Raw genomic sequence first — 16,687 nt, 5'->3', positions numbered from 1 at the left:
CGGCCCTCCGCCGATCGGCCGTCCGGCCCCGCGGGTCGGCGACGCGGCCGGTCGGCCGAGGCCCCGGGGAGTCGCGGGTCAGCCGAGCGCGACCCACCAGATCAGCAGCATGGTCACCACGAACCCCGACACGAAGTTGAGCGTCAGGAACCGCTTCCACCCCCGGTTGACCCCCTCCGCGTCGGCGTCGGCGACGTTCCACCACGGCGCGCAGCTGATCGCGTAGGCGACCGGGAGGAGCGCGGCGAACGGCCCCGGGGTGTCGGTGAAGGTCATCAGCAGCGCCGCGAGCAGGTACGCGACGACCGAGAGCCGCACCGTGGTCCGGGCGCCGAAGACCGTCGCGATCGAGGCGATGCCGCCCTCGCGGTCGGCGATGACGTCCTGCACGGCCCCGAAGGCGTGGCTGGCCGTGCCCCAGAGGAAGAACGCGCCGAGCAGCGCCCACAGCGCGGGGGTGACGTCGGCCCCGGCTAGCACGAGGCCGTAGACGGCGGGGCTCACGAAGTGCGTGCTCGAGGTGACCGAGTCGACGACCGGGCGCTCCTTGAAGCGCAGGCGCGGGGCCGAGTAGGCGACGACGGCGAAGACGCTGACCGCCAGCACGAGCCAGCTCAGCGGACTGCCGACGGCGACCAGGAAGACGAGGAAGGGCACGTTCGTGACGACCGCGGCGACCAGCGTGGGCCGGTGCATGCTGGGGTCGAGCAGCGCCCCCTCGACGCCGCCCTTGCGGGGGTTGCGCAGGTCGCTCTCGTAGTCGAAGACGTCGTTGATGCCGTACATCGCGAGGTTGTACGGCACGAGGAAGTAGACGGTGCCGACGATCGCGACGAGCCACGGCACCGCGGTGACGTCGTAGCTCGTGCCGCCGTCGGGCGTGCTGCCGCTCGCGGCGCTCAGCAGGTAGGCCGCGGCGAACGGGAACGCGGTGTTGATCCAGCTGAGGGGTCGCGACGACCAGGCCAGGGCGCGCAGGGTGGCGATCACCGCGACTCCTCCGGTCCTGCGACGGGCCGGGCCGGTCGGGCCGGCCGCGCCCGTCGGGCCGGTCGCTCGAGCGACGGCTCGCGGGCCGGGCGGCGGCCGCCGAGCAGCGTCCAGACGCTCGGCAGCAGCACGAGCGCCGCGACGGAGTAGGCGAAGTCCTCGAGCGGGGCGACGCCGAGCTTCGCGCCGCTGATGCGGGACTCGTCGTAGCCGACCAGGCCGACGCCGATCATGACGTTGTCGAAGACGGCGGTCATCACGAGCAGCACGACGGTGGTGAGCCCGGCGGCGCGGACGACCTCGGCGCGGTCGCGGGCCCCCGAGGAGGCGCGCCCCCGTGCCCGGAGCCGGTGCAGCAGCAGCGCCGCGGCCGCGGTCACGGCCACGAGCCCGAGGAAGACGGCGTTCACCGCCCAGTACGTCACGCGCGCGCCCCCTCGCGGCGGGCGGCGAGCACCCCGAGCGCGAGGCGCGCCCCGGAGTGCAGGTTCATCGTCAGCCAGCAGAGCAGCACGAGGAAGAAGACCTCCTCGAGCGGCAGCTCGGGCGCCAGCTGCACGCCCGTCATGAACGACGTCTCGCCGCGGAAGAAGATGCCGAGGTCGATGCCGACGACGTCCCAGACCAGGAAGAAGGCGACGCCGACGAGCAGCGTCACCGCCGCGCGCCAGCCGTCGCGCCAGAAGAACAGCGTGAAGCGGCGGTCGAGCGCCGCCATGCCGGCGAGCGAGATCAGCAGCGCGACGAGGTAGGCGGCGCCCATCAGGCCGTTCCGGCGGTGGCCGGCGCGGCGGGGGCCCCGGCCTCGGCGGCGGGCTCGGGCAGCGGCTCGGTGCTCGTGTCGCCGCGCATGTTCTTGAGCAGCACCTCGGCGCTGATCAGGCACATCGGCAGGCCGATGCCGGGGCGCGACGAGCCGCCGACGTAGAACAGGTTCCGCACGTGCTCGGAGGTGTTGCCGGCGCGGAACATCGCGCTCTGGTCGAGTGTGTGCGCCGGGCCGAGCATGCTGCCCTGCCAGGCGTTGACGTCGTCGACGAAGTCGCGCGGCCCGCGGGTGCGCCGCAGCACGACGCGCGACGCGAGGTCGGGCACGCCCGCCCAGCGGCTGATCTGGTCGATCACCTGGTCGGCGAGGCGCTCGACCATCGGGTCGCCGTCGCCGTCGACGTCGCCGCGGCCGAGCGCGGGGTCGGCGGGCAGCGGCACGAGCACGAAGAGGTTGGTCTGGCCCTCGGGCGCCGTCGACGGGTCGATCGTGCTCGGCTTGCAGACGTAGAGCGACGGCGGCTCGGGGATCCGCTTGTCGTCGCCGAAGATCCGCTCGAAGTTCTCGTGCCAGTCGCGGGCGAAGAACAGCGAGTGGTGCTCGAGCTCGGGCAGCTCGCCCTCGACGCCGAGGTAGACGAGCAGGGCGCTCGGGCCGGGGTCGCGGCCGTGCCAGTACTTCTCGTCGTAGGTGCGCAGCGAGCGGGGCAGGAGGCGCGTCTCGGTGTGGTGCAGGTCGGCCGCGCTGACGACGGTGTCGGCCTCGAGGGCGTGCTCCGCGCCTCCCGCGTCGGTGTACTCGACGCCCGTGGCCCGCGCCGTCGGCACCCGCGGGCGACCGCGGCGAGGTGCGGGGTCGGCCTCCACGGCGGTCGTGATGCGCGTGACGGAGGCGCCGGTGACGATGGTGACGCCGGCGTCGCGGGCGACCGCGGCGATGCGCTCGATGACCGTCGTCAGCCCGCCCTGCGGGTACAGCACGCCGTCGTCGAGGTCGAGGGTGCTCATCAGGTGGTACATGCTCGGCGTGCGGAACGGCGACGAGCCGAGGAAGACCGCGGGGTAGTCGAGGATCTGCTTGAGGCGCGGCTCGCTGACCGTCTTCGACGCGAAGGTGTCCAGGTCCTGCAGGAGGAGCCGCGCGAGCTTCGGCAGCCGCACGACGACGTCGCCGCGGAGCAGCGGCGAGACGCTCTCGAAGCTCGTGTAGAGGAACCGCTGCTTCGCCATCTCGTACGTGTCGCGGGCCGAGCGGAGGTAGCGGCGCATCCGCTCGCCGCTGCCGGGCTCGACGCTCTCGAACAGCGCGACGTTGCGCTCGAGGCCGAGCGGCACGTCGATCGGGGCCGGGTCGTCGTCGCCGGGCTCGGCGCCCGGCTCGAAGAAGACGCGGTAGCCGGGGTCGAGCGCGACGAGGTCGAGCTGCTCGTCGGCGCTCGTGCCCATCAGCCTGAAGAAGTGGTCGAAGACCTCGGGCATGAGGTACCAGCTCGGGCCGAGGTCGAAGCGGAAGCCGTCGCTCGCCCAGCTGCCCGCGCGGCCGCCGACGGCGTCGTTCTTCTCGAGCACCGTGACGTCGTGGCCCTCGCGGGCGAGCAGCGCCGCCGAGGCGAGGCCGCTGATGCCGCCGCCGATCACGACCACCCGGCGGCCGTGCCGCTCGACCGTCGTCGCGCCGGTGGTGGACTTCAGCCAGGGTGTGCTCACGAAGGGGCTCCGTCGGTCGGGGTGGTGCTCGGGGTGCGGGCGGGCGGCACGGCCACGACGCGGCCGACCGCGGCGCCGGCCGCGATGCGCAGCTTCACCGGGTTCGGCACGCGGACGCGCGCCCGGATCAGCGAGGAGGCGGGGGTCGCCTCGAGCCGTCGGTTCAGCTCGGCGAACAGGCCGTGGGCCAGCGCCACCGCGCGCCGCGACGACGCGGGCAGCACGGGGATGATCTCGCCGGCGACCCGCAGGTCGTCGTCGATGTCGTCGACGAGCCGCCGCTTGGTCGCCTCGTCGAAGGTGTCGACGTCGACGCCGGGGAAGTAGCTGCGGCCCAGGTGCTCGAAGTCCGCCGCGAGGTCGCGGAGGAAGTTGACCTTCTGGAAGGCGGCACCGAGACGGCAGGCGCCCTCGTCGAGGGCGGCGCGCGTGCTGGCGGGGTAGCCGTGCCCGACGAGGAAGGCGCGGAGGCACATCAGGCCGACGACCTCGGCCGAGCCGTAGATGTACCGACGGAACGACTCGTCGTCGTGCTCGCGGGCGCTGAGGTCGGCCCGCATCGAGGCGAAGAAGGGCCGCGTGAGCTCGGTGCCGAAGCCCGTGGCCCGGGCGGTGCGCGCGAAGGCGTGCACGACGAGGTCGGAGCTGAAGCCCTCCGCGAGCGCCCGCTCGGTCGTGGCCTCGTAGTCGTCGAGGCACCGGCCCGCGGCCTCGACGTCGAGCCCGGCCTCGGCGGCGGGGCCGTCGACGATCTCGTCGGCCACGCGGACGAGCGCGTAGACGTTCTCGACGTGCTGCCGCACGTCGGACCCGAGGAGGCGCGAGGCCAGCCCGAAGGAGGTCGAGTACCGGCGGATCACGCCGGCCGCGGTCTGGTCGGCCACCGCGTCGTAGAGCGAGAGGCCGGTCACCGCACGCGCTCCAGGACGGTCGCGACGACGGGGGTCAGGGCCTCGCGGAGCGCGTCGCCCACGGCCGGGCCGTCGAGCACGGCGAGCGCGCGGCGGGCGTGCTGCTCGACGAGGGACTCGGCGAACGCGCGGGCGCCGCACGCCTCGAGCCGGGAGCGCACGTGCTCCGCCTCGGCCTCGGTGAGGTCGGCCTTGCCGATGAACGGACGGATCGCGAACCACTCGTCGGTCGTGGCCGCGTGGGCGACGATGACGGTGCGCTTGCCCTCGCGGAGGTCGCCGAGGGTCGTCTTGCCGGTGTCGGCCTCGAGGCCGAAGACGCCGAGCAGGTCGTCGACCACCTGGTAGGCGACGCCGACCTCGCGACCGAACTCGCCGACCGCGTCGACGACGGCGTCGGGGGCGCCGGCGAGCACGGCGCCGGCCTGCAGCGGGGCCTCGAAGGAGTAGACCGCGGTCTTGGCGCGCTCCATGTCGAGGATCTCGGCGACCGTCGGCACCTCGGGCGAGAGCGACAGCTCGACGTCGACCATCTCGCCGCCCGCGCTGACGAAGATCGCCTCGTCGAGGATGTCGAGGAGGCGCGCCCGCACGCCGCCCTCGCACCGGACGTCGAGCAGCAGCCGGCTGGCCCCGGCGAGCGCGAGGTCGCCCGCGATGACGGCGGCCGACATGCCGCGGTGCTCGGCGGCGGGGGTGGGGATGCCCGCCGTCGTGGCGGTGTCGCGGTAGCTGCCGGAGACGTTGGGGATGCCGCGGCGCGAGAAGTCGCGGTCGATGACGTCGTCGTGGACGATCAGGGCCGTGTGCAGCAGCTCGAAGGAGGCCGCGACGCCGGCGACGGCCTCGTCGTCGGTGCCGCCGAGGGCGTCGTAGGCGGTGAAGACCATGCGGGGCCGGAAGCGCTTGCCGCCGACCGTGTTGCGCTCGAGCACCGACCAGAGCTCCACGTAGCGACGGCCCACGAGCGCGGCCCGGCGCTCGGCCAGCCGGAAGAAGTCGTCGAGGACGACCTCGACACGCTCGTGTCGGGCGCGCGCGCCGCCGCGCAGCTGTTGAGCGTCCACAGAGGGCAGACTACCTCCCATGGAACTCGGCGAACGCGCTCATGCTCAGCCTCTCGACAGCCCTCCTGCAGGGTCTGATCAGGAGATGGTGGTCCTGCTCGACGAGGCCGGCGAGCCCGTCGGCAGCACGCCGAAGGCCACCGTGCACACGACGACGACGCCGCTGCACCTCGCCTTCAGCTGCCACGTCGTCGATGAGCGGGGCCGCGTGCTCGTCACCCGCCGTGCCCTGTCGAAGAAGACCTGGCCCGGCGTCTGGACCAACTCGTTCTGCGGCCACCCCGCGCCCGGCGAGACCCCGGAGGAGGCCGTCTACCGCCGCGCGTCGCAGGAGCTCGGCATCGAGGTGGCCGACGTCAGCGTGATCCTGCCGGAGTTCCGGTACGTCGCGACCGACGCCTCCGGCATCGTCGAGAACGAGATCTGCCCGGTGTTCACCGCCCGCGCGGTCGGCGTGCCCGACCCCTCCTCCGACGAGGTCGCCGAGTGGGCCTGGCTCGAGCCCGAGGCGCTCCGCGGGGCCGTCGAGGCGGCGCCCTTCGCCTTCAGCCCGTGGCTGGGGTGGCAGCTGGCCGCCTGGCCGGCGACGGCGGCCTGACCCGGCCGACCCGCGCCTCCTGCCCTGCCGGGGCCTGCCCCGGGCAGCACGACGACGGCGCCGCCGCCTCCTGCGAGGTGACGGCGCCGTCGTCGCGTGCGGGCGGGCTCAGCGGGGGCGGAGCGTCGCCGCGGCGGGGCAGTCGAACGGGTCGCGGGCCGCGAGGCCGACGCGGTTGAGGTAGCGGATGACGATCCCGTACGACTTGATCGCGGTGGTCTCGGCGTAGGGGATGTCGTGCTTCGCGCAGTGCTCCTTGACGAGCAGGCTCGCGGCGCGCAGGTGCGGCCTGGCCATGCTCGGGAAGAGGTGGTGCTCGATCTGGAAGTTCAGGCCGCCCATGAACGCGGTCGAGAAGCGACCGGTGATGTTGCGCGAGGTGAGCACCTGCTTGCTGAGGAAGTCGACCTTCGCGCCCTCGGGGATGATCGGCATGCCCTTGTGGTTCGGGGCGAACGACGAGCCCATGTAGAGGCCGAAGACGGCCATCTGCACGCCGATGAAGGCGAACGCCATTCCGACGGGCAGGAACGCGAAGACGACGGCGAAGTAGGCGATCATGCGCCCGGCGATCAGCGACACCTCGAGGGCGCGGCCCTCGACCTTCTCCTTCGTCAGCAGCACTTTGATCGAGTGCACGTGGAGGTTGACGCCCTCGCCGAGCAGCAGGGGGAAGAAGAACCAGCCCTGGCGACGCGTCAGCTGGCGCATCAGGCCGGTCTGCTTCGCCGCGTCCTCCTCGAGGAAGGAGACCGTGTCGAACGCGATGTCCGGGTCCTTGCCCTTGGTGTTCGGGTTGGCGTGGTGGCGCGTGTGCTTCGACATCCACCACGCGTAGCTCATGCCGACGACGCCGGCGGCGAGCACGCGGCCCACCTTGTCGTTGCGCGTGCCCGAGTCGAACACCTGGCGGTGCGCGGCCTCGTGCGTGAGGAAGGCGAACTGGGTGAGGATGACGCCGAGCGCGGCCGCGATGAGCAGCTGGAACCAGCTCGAGCCGAGCAGGACGAAGCCGGTCGCCGCGCCGAGCAGGCAGACGACGAGCACGACGAAGACGGTGACGTAGAACCCGGTCCGACGGCGGAGCAGCCCTGCTTCGCGCACCGACGCCAGGAGCGTCGAGTAGGTGCTGGTCGGCTTGCTGGCCGATCCGGGCACGGTCGGACGGAACCCGGCCGGAGCCGAGGGGGCGATGGAGGTCATGCAGCTCCCGCGATGGTGGACTTCCCAGCCAGTGGTGGTGAGCATGCGCCCTCGGATGTGACGACCGTAGGGGCCGGGGCTGGGCATCGGTAGGGAGATCGCCGCGTGTCCTCCTGTCCCCTCCGGGTGGTCCTGGCCACGACCGCCCAGGTGATCCTCGCCTCCCGGGGCCCTCGCCCCTGGTGATACTGACATCCGGCATGTCACCATGGACGGATGACGGCCTCGCTCCCTGACTCCCCCGCCCCGCTCGTCGGCCTCGTGCACGGCTGCCCGCCCGCGCCCCTGGCCCTGCCCGGGCTCGACGAGGCGGGCGCGGCGGGGGTCGGGGCGGGCATCCGGGAGCTCGTCGCGGCGCCCTGCGGCGGGCCGTGCGACGGGGCCACGACGCTCGAGGTGCGGGGGCTCGGCGGGTGGGGCCTCGACGGGTGGGCGCCGCGCCTCCCCGGCGCGCACCCCGTGGCCGTGCCGCCCGGCGCCCGCGTCGACGGGCTCTCCGCCGAGCACGACGGGCCGGTGCGGCACGGTCTCGTCACCCTTGTCGAGGCCCGGCGGGGGACTGCGGGAGGCGCGGGGTCGCCGCAGCTCCACCACCGCCTCCTCGTCCGCGGGCGCTCCGACGTGCCCCTCGTGCTGGAGCTCCTCAGCGACCTGCGTCGCGACCCGTCCCGGGGCTGGCGGGCCGCCTCCGTCGCCGCCGTGCGCCTCAGCGCCCTGCCGCAGGGCGTCGCGATCGACGAACCGGGGCCGGACGGCGCCGACGACTGCCTGCGCCTGCTCGCCGGGCGGCTCGTCTCGCTGAGCCTCGTCTCGACCGGGATGCTCCAGGTGCGGCGGCCCGGCCGGGTCGGGGGCCTGGCCGACCACCTGGCGGGCCGCGTCCGCTCCGCCCCGGCTCCGGCCGTGGGCGCCGCCCGGAGGTGGGCTGTCAGCGAGGGGCGGTAAACTCGGGCCGTCTGCTCGGCGTCGCCGGGCCCGCCCCCGTCGAAGAAGGTCTTCCGTGCCTGCTGCTGCCGCGCCCTCCCCCGGGCCGACCGAGCCCCGGCCGAGCGACCCCGCGACCACCGCGCACGAGGCTGGTGCGCACGGCCGTGACCGGCCCGCGGGCCGCGTCGACCTCGCCGGGTCGGCGCCCCGCTACTGGCCCGTGCCGATCCTCCGAGCCGTCCCGGCGATCGCCCTCGGCGTCGCCATCACGTTCTCGCCCGACCACTCGCCGCGCGTGGGCCTGCTCGCCCTCGGCGTCGCGGGCGTCGTCGGCGGGCTCGTGCTCGCCCTCGGGTCGCTCCGCCGGCTCGACGACCCGTCGAGCCGCACCCTCGGCCTCGTGCAGGGCCTCGTCAGCCTCGTCGTGGGTGCCCTGGCCCTCGCGTTCTCGGGCGGCGGCCTGCCGGTGCTCGTCGCCCTCGTCACCACCTTCGCGCTCGTCACGGGCGCGCTCGAGCTCGTCACCGGGCTGCGTCGCCGTCGACGCACCCCCCTGGCCCGCGACTGGACCACCGTCGGCGCGATGACGCTCCTGCTGGCCCTCGCCTTCCTCGTCGTCCCGCCCGACTACGCCGAGCAGCTCGGCGGCGTGGAGCAGATCGAGGGCGTGCTCACGTCGTCGACCGTGCTCGTGGGCCTGCTCGGCGCGTGGGGAGCGGTGGTCGGGGTCTACCTCGTCATCGCCGGCCTCTCGCTCAAGTGGCAGACGGGCGCCGACGCGGCGACCGACGCCGCCCCCCAGACCAGTGCAGACGGAGTACAGCACCCATGACACAGCCCAGCTGGCGCGACCGCGTCCGCCCCGCCGAGTTCCTCGGCCTCAGCGCCGTCTTCGCGGTGTTCGTCGGGGTCGTCGTGCTCATGACGACCCGCGAGCTCGACCTCGCGCTGATCTTCCTCTGCATCGGCTTCATCGTCGCGCTCGTCGTCATCGCGATGCTCGCCCTCGCGGCCAAGCCCAACGACGACGAGCAGCACGAGATCGACGAGAGCGGCGGGTCGCGAGGCCACTGAGCCCACGCAGCGCGGCGCCGCGCCGCGGCCCCCGAGCTCGGGGGCCGCGGCCCGGCGGCTAGGCCAGGCGGTCGACGAGCTGCGACGCGATGCCGGTGTAGCCGGCGGGGGTCAGCGCCACGAGGCGCGCCTTCGCGTCGGCGCCGATGTCGAGCCCCTCGACGAAGGCCACGAGCTCGGCCTGGCCGACCCGGCGGCCGCGGGTGAGCTCCTTGAGCATCGCGTAGGGGTCGGCGATCGACGAGCGGCCGGCGACGACCTCGGCACGGACGACCGTCTGGATCGCCTCGCCGAGCACCTCCCAGTTGCCCTCGAGGTCGGCCTCGAGCGCGGCGGTGCCGACGGCGATCTCGCCGAGCCCGCGGCGCAGGTTGTCGAGGGCGAGCATCGAGTGGCCGAAGGCGACGCCGATGTTGCGCTGCGTCGACGAGTCGGTGAGGTCGCGCTGCTGGCGTGAGGTGACGAGGGTCGCGGCCAGCGAGTCGAGCAGGGCGCAGGAGAGCTCGAGGTTGGCCTCGGCGTTCTCGAAGCGGATCGGGTTGATCTTGTGGGGCATCGTCGACGAGCCGGTCGAGCCCGCGATCGGGATCTGCGTGAAGTACCCCATCGAGATGTAGGTCCACACGTCGGTCGCGAGGTTGTGCAGGACGCGGTTGACGTGCGCGACCCGCGAGTAGAGCTCGGCCTGCCAGTCGTGCGACTCGATCTGGGTGGTGAGCGGGTTCCAGGTGAGGCCGAGGCGCTCCTCGACGAACTCGCGCGAGACCTCGGGCCAGTCGGCCGACGGGTCGGCCACGACGTGGGCGGAGAAGGTGCCGGTGGCGCCGCTGAACTTGCCGAGGTACTCGGTGCCCTCGATCTGCGCGCGGAGGCGCCGGAGGCGGTGCACGAAGACCGCGAACTCCTTGCCGACGGTCGTCGGGGTCGCGGGCTGGCCGTGGGTGTGGGCCAGCATGGGCACGTCGCGGGCCTCCGTCGCCCAGCCGGCGAGCGCCTCCTGCACGGCGTCGAACGCGGGGAGCCAGACCTCGGTCACCGCCTGCTTCACGGTGAGGGCGTACGAGAGGTTGTTGATGTCCTCGCTGGTGCACGCGAAGTGCGTCAGCTCGGCGATGCCCTCGAGGCCGAGGTCGGCGAGACGGGCGCGCACGTAGTACTCGACGGCCTTGACGTCGTGACGGGTGGTGGCCTCGAGGCCCGCGAGCTCGTCGATGGCCTCCTGCCCGAAGTCGGTGACGACGGCGCGCAGCGCGGCCTTCTGCCCCTCGTCGAGCGGAGACGACCCGAACGCGCGGCGGTCGGTCTGGGCGATCAGCCACTCGACCTCGACGTGCACCCGCGCCCGGTTGAGGCCGGCCTCGCTGAGGTGGTCGCCGAGCAGGCCGACGGAGGCGCGGTACCGGCCGTCGAGGGGGCTGAGGGGCTGAGGGGGCAACGTCATGAGGGTCCCTTGCGGAGTGCGGGTTCGATCTGGCGGAAGAGGGCGGTGCAGGCACGCTCGACCGTCGCGAGCACGCTGTCGAACATCGCGGGGTCGGAGTAGTAGGGGTCCGGCACGTCGGTGCCGACGGGCTCGCCTCCGCTCGCCCGGTCGAACGACAGCAGCAGCTGCACCTTCGACCGGTCGGCCTCGTTCGTCGCCCACGACCGCAGCACCCGCTCGTGACCGCGATCCAACGCGACCACGAGGTCGTAGCGCGCGAAGTCGGCGGTCTCGAACTGCCTCGCCCGGTGCCGCTGACCATCGTAGCCGCGGGCCGCGAGGGCACCCACGGTGCGCGGGTCGGCCCCCTCCCCGACGTGCCAGTCGCCCGTGCCGGCCGAGGTCACCTCGAGGGCGTCGCCCAGCCCGGCCCGGCGCGCGACCTCGCGCAGCACGATCTCCGCCATGGGCGACCGGCAGATGTTGCCGGTGCAGACGAAGCAGACGCGGAAGCGGTTCACCGCCGGCGGTCGCGCGGCTCGACGACGGGCCGCACGACGATGCCGATCAGCCAGGCGACGATCGCGAGCACGAGCGCCCCGAGCACGCCCCACCAGAAGCCGTCGACCTGCAGGCCGAAGCCGATGACGTCGGAGACCGCGGCGACGATCACCAGCAGGAGCCCGTTGACGATCAGCGAGAGCAGGCCGAGCGTGAGCACGTAGAGGGGGAACGCGACCACGCGGATGACGGTGCCGACGACGCCGTTGACGACGCCGAAGATCAGGGCGACGAGGAGGTAGGTGAGCACCGTCTCGGTCGTGCCCTCCGACCCGTACGCGTCGACGCTCACCCCCGAGACCAGTGACGTGGTCGCCCAGAGGGCGAGGGCGTTGATCAGCAGCCGCACGACGAATCGGGTCATGGCCCCATCATGCCGACCCCGCCCCGCGCGCGGTAGTCGCCGACCGCCTCCGCCCGCCCTAAGGTGGCCGGGTGACCAGTCCCGTGCGCCTCCGCCCCGAGATCGCGGCGCTGCCGCCCTACCGCCAGGGGAAGCAGGCCGCCGCCGACGCGTTCAAGCTGTCGTCGAACGAGAACCCGTTCGAGCCGCTGCCCGGCGTCGTCGAGGCGCTGCGCGGCGCGGTCGCCGTCAACCGCTACCCCGACGCCAGCGCCTCCGCCCTGCGGGCCGCCCTCGCCGAGAAATGGGGCGTCACCACCGACGAGGTCCACGTCGGCGCCGGGTCGGTGTCGCTGCTCAACCAGTTCGTGCTCGCCGCCGCGGCGCCCGGCGACGAGGTCGTCTACGCCTGGCGCTCGTTCGAGGCCTACCCGGGCATCGTCACCGTCTCGGGCGCGACGAGCGTGCCGGTGCCGCTGCGGACCGACGGCAGCCACGACCTCGACGCCATGGCCGCCGCCGTCACCGACCGCACCCGCCTCGTCATCGTCTGCTCGCCCAACAACCCGACCGGCACGACCGTGAGCACCCACGACTTCGAGACGTTCATGGCCGCGGTGCCGAACGACCTCCTCGTCGTGCTCGACGAGGCCTACGCCGAGTTCGTCACGGCCGACGACGCCGTCCGCGGCGGGTCGCTCACCGAGCGCCACCCCAACCTCGTCGTGCTGCGCACCTTCTCGAAGGCGTACGGGCTGGCGGCCCTCCGCGTCGGGTACGCGATCGGCGCCTCCTCGGTGCTCGACGCCGCCCGCGCGACCGCCATCCCCCTCTCGGTCACCGAGCAGGGCCAGGCCGCCGCGCTCGCCTCGCTCGAGCTCGAGGGCGAGCTGCTCGAGCGGGTCGCCCGCCTCGCGACCCTGCGCGACCAGGTGCGACAGGCCCTGCTCGACCAGGGCTGGTCGGTGCCCGACGCCCAGGGCAACTTCGTCTGGCTCGCCACGGGCGACGACACGGCCCGCGCCGCCGAGGTGTTCGAGCGGCACGGCATCGTCGTGCGCGCCTTCGCCCCGGAGGGCCTCCGCATCACGATCGGCGAGCCCGCGTCGGTCGACGGGCTGCTGCGCGCGGCGCGCGAGCTGCGCGGCGACACATCCTCCTGACGGCATGTGGGCCTGAGTAGATTGGACCCCATGTCCTCCACCGAAGCGGGCCGCGACGTGACGACGATCCAGCTGCTGAGCCCCACGGGCGAGCGGGTCGACTCCGACGCCTCGGCCGAGTTCCAGCCCTACGTCGACGCGCTCACCGACGACCAGCTGCGCGCGTTCCACCGCGACATGGTGCTGACCCGGCGCTTCGACGTCGAGGCCGCCGCCCTCGCCCGCCAGGGCCAGCTCGCCCTCTGGGTGCCGAGCCACGGCCAGGAGGGCGCCCAGATCGGACTCGCGCACGCGACCCGCCCGCAGGACCACCTCTTCCCGTCGTACCGCGAGCACGCCGTCGCGCTCAGCCGCGGCGTCGACCCCGTCGACATCCTGCGCCTGCTGCGCGGCCACACGCACGGCGGCTGGAACCCCGCCGAGCACCACAACTTCCACGTGTACACGCTCGTGATCGGCTCGCAGACCCTGCACGCCACGGGCTACGCGATGGGCCTCACGCTCGACGGCAAGGCCGGCACCGGCGACGTCGAGACCGACCAGGCCGTCGTCACGTTCTTCGGCGACGGCGCGACCAGCCAGGGCGACGTCAGCGAGGCGCTGGTCTTCGCGGCGAGCTTCCAGACGCCCGAGCTGTTCTTCCTGCAGAACAACCAGTGGGCCATCAGCGTGCCGGTCTCGCGCCAGTCGCGCACCCCGCTCGTGCACCGCGCCGGCGGCTTCGGCATCCCCGGCACCCAGATCGACGGCAACGACGTGCTCGCCTCGTACGCCGTCAGCCGCCGCGACCTCGACGCCGCGCGCACGGGCGGCGGCCCGCGCTTCATCGAGGCGATGACCTACCGGGTCGGGGCGCACACCTCCTCCGACGACCCCACGAAGTACCGCACCGACGACGAGCTGCAGGGGTGGATCGCCCGAGACCCGATCGCCCGCTTCGAGACCTACCTGAAGGGCCTCGGCGAGACCGACGCCTTCCTCGCCGAGCTCGCCGTCGAGTGCGACGACCTGGGCGCCGACATCCGCCGCCGCACCACCACGCTGCCGAAGCCCGAGATCGGCCTGATGTTCGACCACGTCTACAGCGAGCCTCACCCGCTGATGGCCGAGCAGAAGGAGTGGCTGGCCCGCTACGAGCAGTCGTTCGGCCCGGCCGCCGACGCACCCACCGACGGAGCACGTTCATGACCGACACCGCTGACCGCACCGAGACCGCGACCGCGGCCGGCGTCGACGACCCGACCCGCGACTCCCGCGTGTCCATGCCGCTCGGCAAGGCGATCACCGCCGGCCTCCGCAAGGCCATGGCCGACGACCCGCGCGTGCTGCTCATGGGCGAGGACATCGGCACGCTCGGCGGCGTCTTCCGCGTCACCGAGGGGCTGCAGGCCGAGTTCGGGGCGAACCGGGTCATCGACACCCCGCTCGCCGAGTCGGGCATCGTCGGCACCGCGATCGGCCTCGCGATGGGCGGGTTCCGCCCCGTCTGCGAGATCCAGTTCGACGGCTTCATCTACCCGGGCTTCGACCAGATCACCTCGCAGCTCGCCAAGATGACGAACCGGCACGAGGGCGACCTGCAGATGCCCGTCGTCATCCGCGTGCCCTACGGCGGGCACATCGGCGCCGTCGAGCACCACCAGGAGAGCCCCGAGGCGTACTTCGCGCACACCGCGGGCCTCCGCGTCGTCAGCCCGAGCACGCCGCACGACGCCTACTGGATGATCCAGGAGGCCGTCGCCTCGAACGACCCGGTGATGTTCTTCGAGCCGAAGAGCCGCTACTGGCCCAAGGGCGAGGTCGACCTCAGCGACCCGCAGGCGCCGCTGCACGCCAGCCGCGTCGTGCGGACCGGCACCGAGGTGACCCTGCTCGGCCACGGCGCCATGGTGAGCGTGCTGCTGCAGGCCGCCGAGATCGCCGCCGCCGAGGGCATCTCGGTCGAGGTCGTCGACCTGCGCTCGCTGTCGCCCGTCGACTACGGCCCGATCCTCGAGTCGGTGCGCAAGACCGGCCGCCTCGTCGTCGCGCAGGAGGCCCCCGGCTTCGTCAGCGTCGGCTCCGAGATCGCCGCGACCGTCGCCGAGAAGGCCTTCTACTCGCTCGAGGCGCCGGTGCTGCGCGTCAGCGGCTTCGACACGCCCTTCCCGCCCGCCAAGCTCGAGACCCTGTACCTGCCCGACGCCGACCGGGTCCTCGAGGCCGTCGACCGGGCGCTCGCGTACTGAGCGTCCGCCCCCCGGCGCGCCCGCCGCGCGCCGCTCCGCACCCCGGGCCCCGGCCCCACCGCGTCACGAGGAGTCACCCCGCATGAGTTCAGAGTTCGCCCTCCCCGACGTCGGCGAGGGCCTCACCGAGGCCGAGATCGTCGAGTGGAAGGTCGCCGCCGGCGACACCGTGGCGATCAACCAGGTGCTGGTCGAGATCGAGACCGCCAAGTCGCTCGTCGAGCTGCCCTCGCCGTTCGCCGGCGTGGTCGAGAGCATCCTCGTCAGCTCGGGCGACACCGTCGACGTCGGCACCCCGATCATCACCATCGGCGACGGCACCGCACCGACCACCCCCGGCGACCGCGCCGCCCAGGCCGAGTCGCTCGAGTCGGGCGGCATGGCCCGCACCGCGCAGATCATCGCGCAGGAGGAGGAGGCCCTCTCCGAGCAGCGGGCCCGCCACCTCGAGAACGCGGTCGACCCGGTCGCCGTCAGCGCGCCTCCGGCCGCTGCCGCTCCCGCCGCGCCTGCAGGAGTCGCGGTGCAGGCCCCGGCCCCGGTCGCCTCCGCCGCCGCCCCCTCCCCCGCGGCCCCGGTCGCCGCCCCGGCGGCCCCCGCCGCCCCCGCGGCCTCCGCCCCCGTGGCCGACGACAGCGGATCCGGCGCGGTGCTCGTGGGCTACGGCGCCGCCGGCGGCCACGGCCAGACGCGTCGTCGCCAGCCCAGCAAGGGGCAGGTCGACGCGCGCCAGCTGCGGATCGCCGAGCAGGGCCGCCGCCGCCCGGCGACCTCGGTGCCCGCCGCGCAGGCGCTGCCGATCATCGCCAAGCCGCCGATCCGCAAGCTCGCGAAGGACCTCGAGGTCGACCTCACGCTCGTCCAGCCCACCGGCCTCGCCGGCGAGGTGACCCGCGACGACGTCATCCGCCACGCCAAGCAGGCGAGCGTCTTCCGCAACATCGAGACGCCCGAGTGGGGCGAGGAGCGCGTCGAGCGGATCCCGGTCAAGGGCGTCCGCAAGGCCATCGCCGCCGCGATGACGTCGTCGGCCTACACGGCCCCGCACGTCAGCCTGTTCGTCGACGTCGACGCCACCCGCACGATGGAGTTCGTCAAGCGCCTCAAGGCGTCGCCGCAGTTCGCCGGCGTCAAGGTCTCGCCGCTGCTCATCATGGCGAAGGCGATCATCTGGGCCGTGCGCCGCAACCCGATGGTGAACTCGGCCTGGACCGACCGCGAGATCCTCGTGCGGCACTTCGTCAACCTCGGCATCGCCGCGGCCACGCCGCGCGGGCTGATCGTGCCGAACGTCAAGGAGGCCCAGTCGATGAGCCTGCTCGAGCTGGCCCAGGCGCTCGAGCAGCTGACGCTGACGGCCCGCGACGGCAAGACGACCCCGGCCGACATGCGCGACGGCACGATCACCATCACGAACATCGGCGTCTTCGGCATGGACACCGGCACGCCCATCCTGAACCCCGGCGAGGTGGCCATCGTCGCGCTCGGCACGATCAAGCCCAAGGCCTGGGTCGTCGACGGCGAGGTGCGCTCGCGCATGGTCACGACGATCGGCGCGAGCTTCGACCACCGCGTGGTCGACGGCGACGTCGCCAGCCGCTTCGTGGCCGACGTCGCGAGCGTGCTCGAGGAGCCGGCGCTGCTGCTCGACTGAGCGCGGGCCCGGGGAGGCGACCCGCGCCTCCCCGTTTTGACAATCATTATCAGTAGCAATAGCGTGGCCG

18 protein-coding genes are annotated in these 16,687 nt (G+C 73.4%); 8 read left to right on the top strand and 10 right to left on the bottom strand.

The features are described 5' to 3' along the window. Nucleotides 1-78 precede the first annotated feature (78 nt). Genes IFT45_RS14930 through IFT45_RS14905 form a run of 6 tightly spaced genes read right to left on the bottom strand, consistent with a single transcriptional unit; the run spans nucleotide 79 to nucleotide 5,443 of the window. The gene (locus tag IFT45_RS14930) at nucleotides 79-990 is read right to left on the bottom strand and encodes a prenyltransferase (protein ID WP_192129088.1); all 912 of its coding nucleotides are present in this window, start codon (nucleotides 988-990) and stop codon (nucleotides 79-81) included. After that, nucleotides 987-1,415, bottom strand: coding sequence for a lycopene cyclase domain-containing protein (locus tag IFT45_RS14925; RefSeq protein ID WP_192129086.1), 429 nt, complete (start codon nucleotides 1,413-1,415; stop codon nucleotides 987-989). Before IFT45_RS14925 ends, IFT45_RS14930 begins: the two co-directional genes overlap by 4 nt. Then, nucleotides 1,412-1,753 (bottom strand): lycopene cyclase domain-containing protein, encoded by a 342-nt coding sequence (locus tag IFT45_RS14920; protein WP_167261538.1) that lies wholly within the window; start codon nucleotides 1,751-1,753, stop codon nucleotides 1,412-1,414. Before IFT45_RS14920 ends, IFT45_RS14925 begins: the two co-directional genes overlap by 4 nt. Then, the gene (gene crtI / locus IFT45_RS14915) at nucleotides 1,753-3,465 is read right to left on the bottom strand and encodes a phytoene desaturase family protein (protein ID WP_255465168.1); all 1,713 of its coding nucleotides are present in this window, start codon (nucleotides 3,463-3,465) and stop codon (nucleotides 1,753-1,755) included. Before crtI ends, IFT45_RS14920 begins: the two co-directional genes overlap by 1 nt. Next, nucleotides 3,462-4,376, bottom strand: coding sequence for a phytoene/squalene synthase family protein (locus tag IFT45_RS14910; RefSeq protein ID WP_185230962.1), 915 nt, complete (start codon nucleotides 4,374-4,376; stop codon nucleotides 3,462-3,464). Before IFT45_RS14910 ends, crtI begins: the two co-directional genes overlap by 4 nt. Continuing rightward, complete coding sequence (locus IFT45_RS14905) at nucleotides 4,373-5,443, bottom strand: polyprenyl synthetase family protein (RefSeq protein ID WP_235491308.1); 1,071 nt, start codon at nucleotides 5,441-5,443, stop codon at nucleotides 4,373-4,375. The genes IFT45_RS14910 and IFT45_RS14905 overlap by 4 nt, the downstream gene beginning before the upstream one ends. An 85-nt stretch (nucleotides 5,444-5,528) precedes the next feature. On the opposite strand from IFT45_RS14905, the gene idi reads away from it, so the two are divergent. Beyond that, entirely contained in the window at nucleotides 5,529-6,041 is a 513-nt protein-coding gene (gene idi / locus IFT45_RS14900) for an isopentenyl-diphosphate Delta-isomerase (protein ID WP_244638042.1), read from the top strand. 108 nt (nucleotides 6,042-6,149) lie between these two features. Here the strand turns inward: idi and IFT45_RS14895 are convergent, their stop codons facing one another. After that, nucleotides 6,150-7,244 (bottom strand): acyl-CoA desaturase, encoded by a 1,095-nt coding sequence (locus IFT45_RS14895; protein WP_056058675.1) that lies wholly within the window; start codon nucleotides 7,242-7,244, stop codon nucleotides 6,150-6,152. A gap of 216 nt (nucleotides 7,245-7,460) precedes the next feature. On the opposite strand from IFT45_RS14895, the gene IFT45_RS14890 reads away from it, so the two are divergent. Genes IFT45_RS14890 through IFT45_RS14880 form a run of 3 tightly spaced genes read left to right on the top strand, consistent with a single transcriptional unit; the run spans nucleotide 7,461 to nucleotide 9,245 of the window. After that, on the top strand, nucleotides 7,461-8,189 hold the full coding sequence (locus IFT45_RS14890; RefSeq protein WP_185230958.1) for a hypothetical protein: 729 nt from the start codon (nucleotides 7,461-7,463) through the stop codon (nucleotides 8,187-8,189). A 55-nt stretch (nucleotides 8,190-8,244) separates the two neighbouring features. Next, nucleotides 8,245-9,003: a DUF308 domain-containing protein gene (locus tag IFT45_RS14885; RefSeq protein WP_371811039.1), complete on the top strand. Its 759-nt coding sequence runs from the start codon at nucleotides 8,245-8,247 to the stop codon at nucleotides 9,001-9,003. Continuing rightward, complete coding sequence (locus IFT45_RS14880; protein WP_056058669.1) at nucleotides 9,000-9,245, top strand: hypothetical protein; 246 nt, start codon at nucleotides 9,000-9,002, stop codon at nucleotides 9,243-9,245. Before IFT45_RS14885 ends, IFT45_RS14880 begins: the two co-directional genes overlap by 4 nt. 58 nt (nucleotides 9,246-9,303) lie before the next feature. Here IFT45_RS14880 and purB read toward each other — a convergent pair whose 3' ends face one another. From purB to IFT45_RS14865, 3 genes are read right to left on the bottom strand one after another with little or no spacing between them, the layout of a single operon-like run. Further along, nucleotides 9,304-10,686, bottom strand: a complete 1,383-nt coding sequence (purB, locus tag IFT45_RS14875; RefSeq protein ID WP_192129082.1) for an adenylosuccinate lyase — start codon at nucleotides 10,684-10,686, stop codon at nucleotides 9,304-9,306. Next, a complete protein-coding gene (locus tag IFT45_RS14870; protein WP_371811038.1) occupies nucleotides 10,683-11,189 on the bottom strand; it encodes a low molecular weight protein-tyrosine-phosphatase in 507 nt (168 codons plus the stop codon). Before IFT45_RS14870 ends, purB begins: the two co-directional genes overlap by 4 nt. Beyond that, nucleotides 11,186-11,593, bottom strand: a complete 408-nt coding sequence (locus tag IFT45_RS14865) for a phage holin family protein (protein ID WP_056058658.1) — start codon at nucleotides 11,591-11,593, stop codon at nucleotides 11,186-11,188. Before IFT45_RS14865 ends, IFT45_RS14870 begins: the two co-directional genes overlap by 4 nt. A gap of 71 nt (nucleotides 11,594-11,664) precedes the next feature. Between IFT45_RS14865 and IFT45_RS14860 the strand changes: the two genes are divergently transcribed. From IFT45_RS14860 to IFT45_RS14845, 4 genes are all read left to right on the top strand, one after another. Further along, nucleotides 11,665-12,735: a histidinol-phosphate transaminase gene (locus tag IFT45_RS14860; protein WP_371811037.1), complete on the top strand. Its 1,071-nt coding sequence runs from the start codon at nucleotides 11,665-11,667 to the stop codon at nucleotides 12,733-12,735. 30 nt (nucleotides 12,736-12,765) lie between these two features. Then, nucleotides 12,766-13,923 (top strand): thiamine pyrophosphate-dependent dehydrogenase E1 component subunit alpha, encoded by a 1,158-nt coding sequence (locus IFT45_RS14855; protein WP_167261525.1) that lies wholly within the window; start codon nucleotides 12,766-12,768, stop codon nucleotides 13,921-13,923. Nucleotides 13,924-13,997: 74 nt separating this feature from the next. Continuing rightward, entirely contained in the window at nucleotides 13,998-14,963 is a 966-nt protein-coding gene (locus tag IFT45_RS14850) for an alpha-ketoacid dehydrogenase subunit beta (protein ID WP_244638045.1), read from the top strand. Nucleotides 14,964-15,045: 82 nt separating this feature from the next. Next, nucleotides 15,046-16,617, top strand: a complete 1,572-nt coding sequence (locus IFT45_RS14845; RefSeq protein WP_192046836.1) for a dihydrolipoamide acetyltransferase family protein — start codon at nucleotides 15,046-15,048, stop codon at nucleotides 16,615-16,617. Nucleotides 16,618-16,687: the final 70 nt, after the last annotated feature.

Origin of the sequence: Frigoribacterium sp. CFBP 13707, assembly GCF_014842245.1 — a bacterium.
In the GTDB taxonomy this organism is placed as follows: Bacteria; Actinomycetota; Actinomycetes; order Actinomycetales; family Microbacteriaceae; genus Frigoribacterium; species Frigoribacterium endophyticum.
This window is presented reverse-complemented; position numbering and strand designations above follow the sequence as displayed.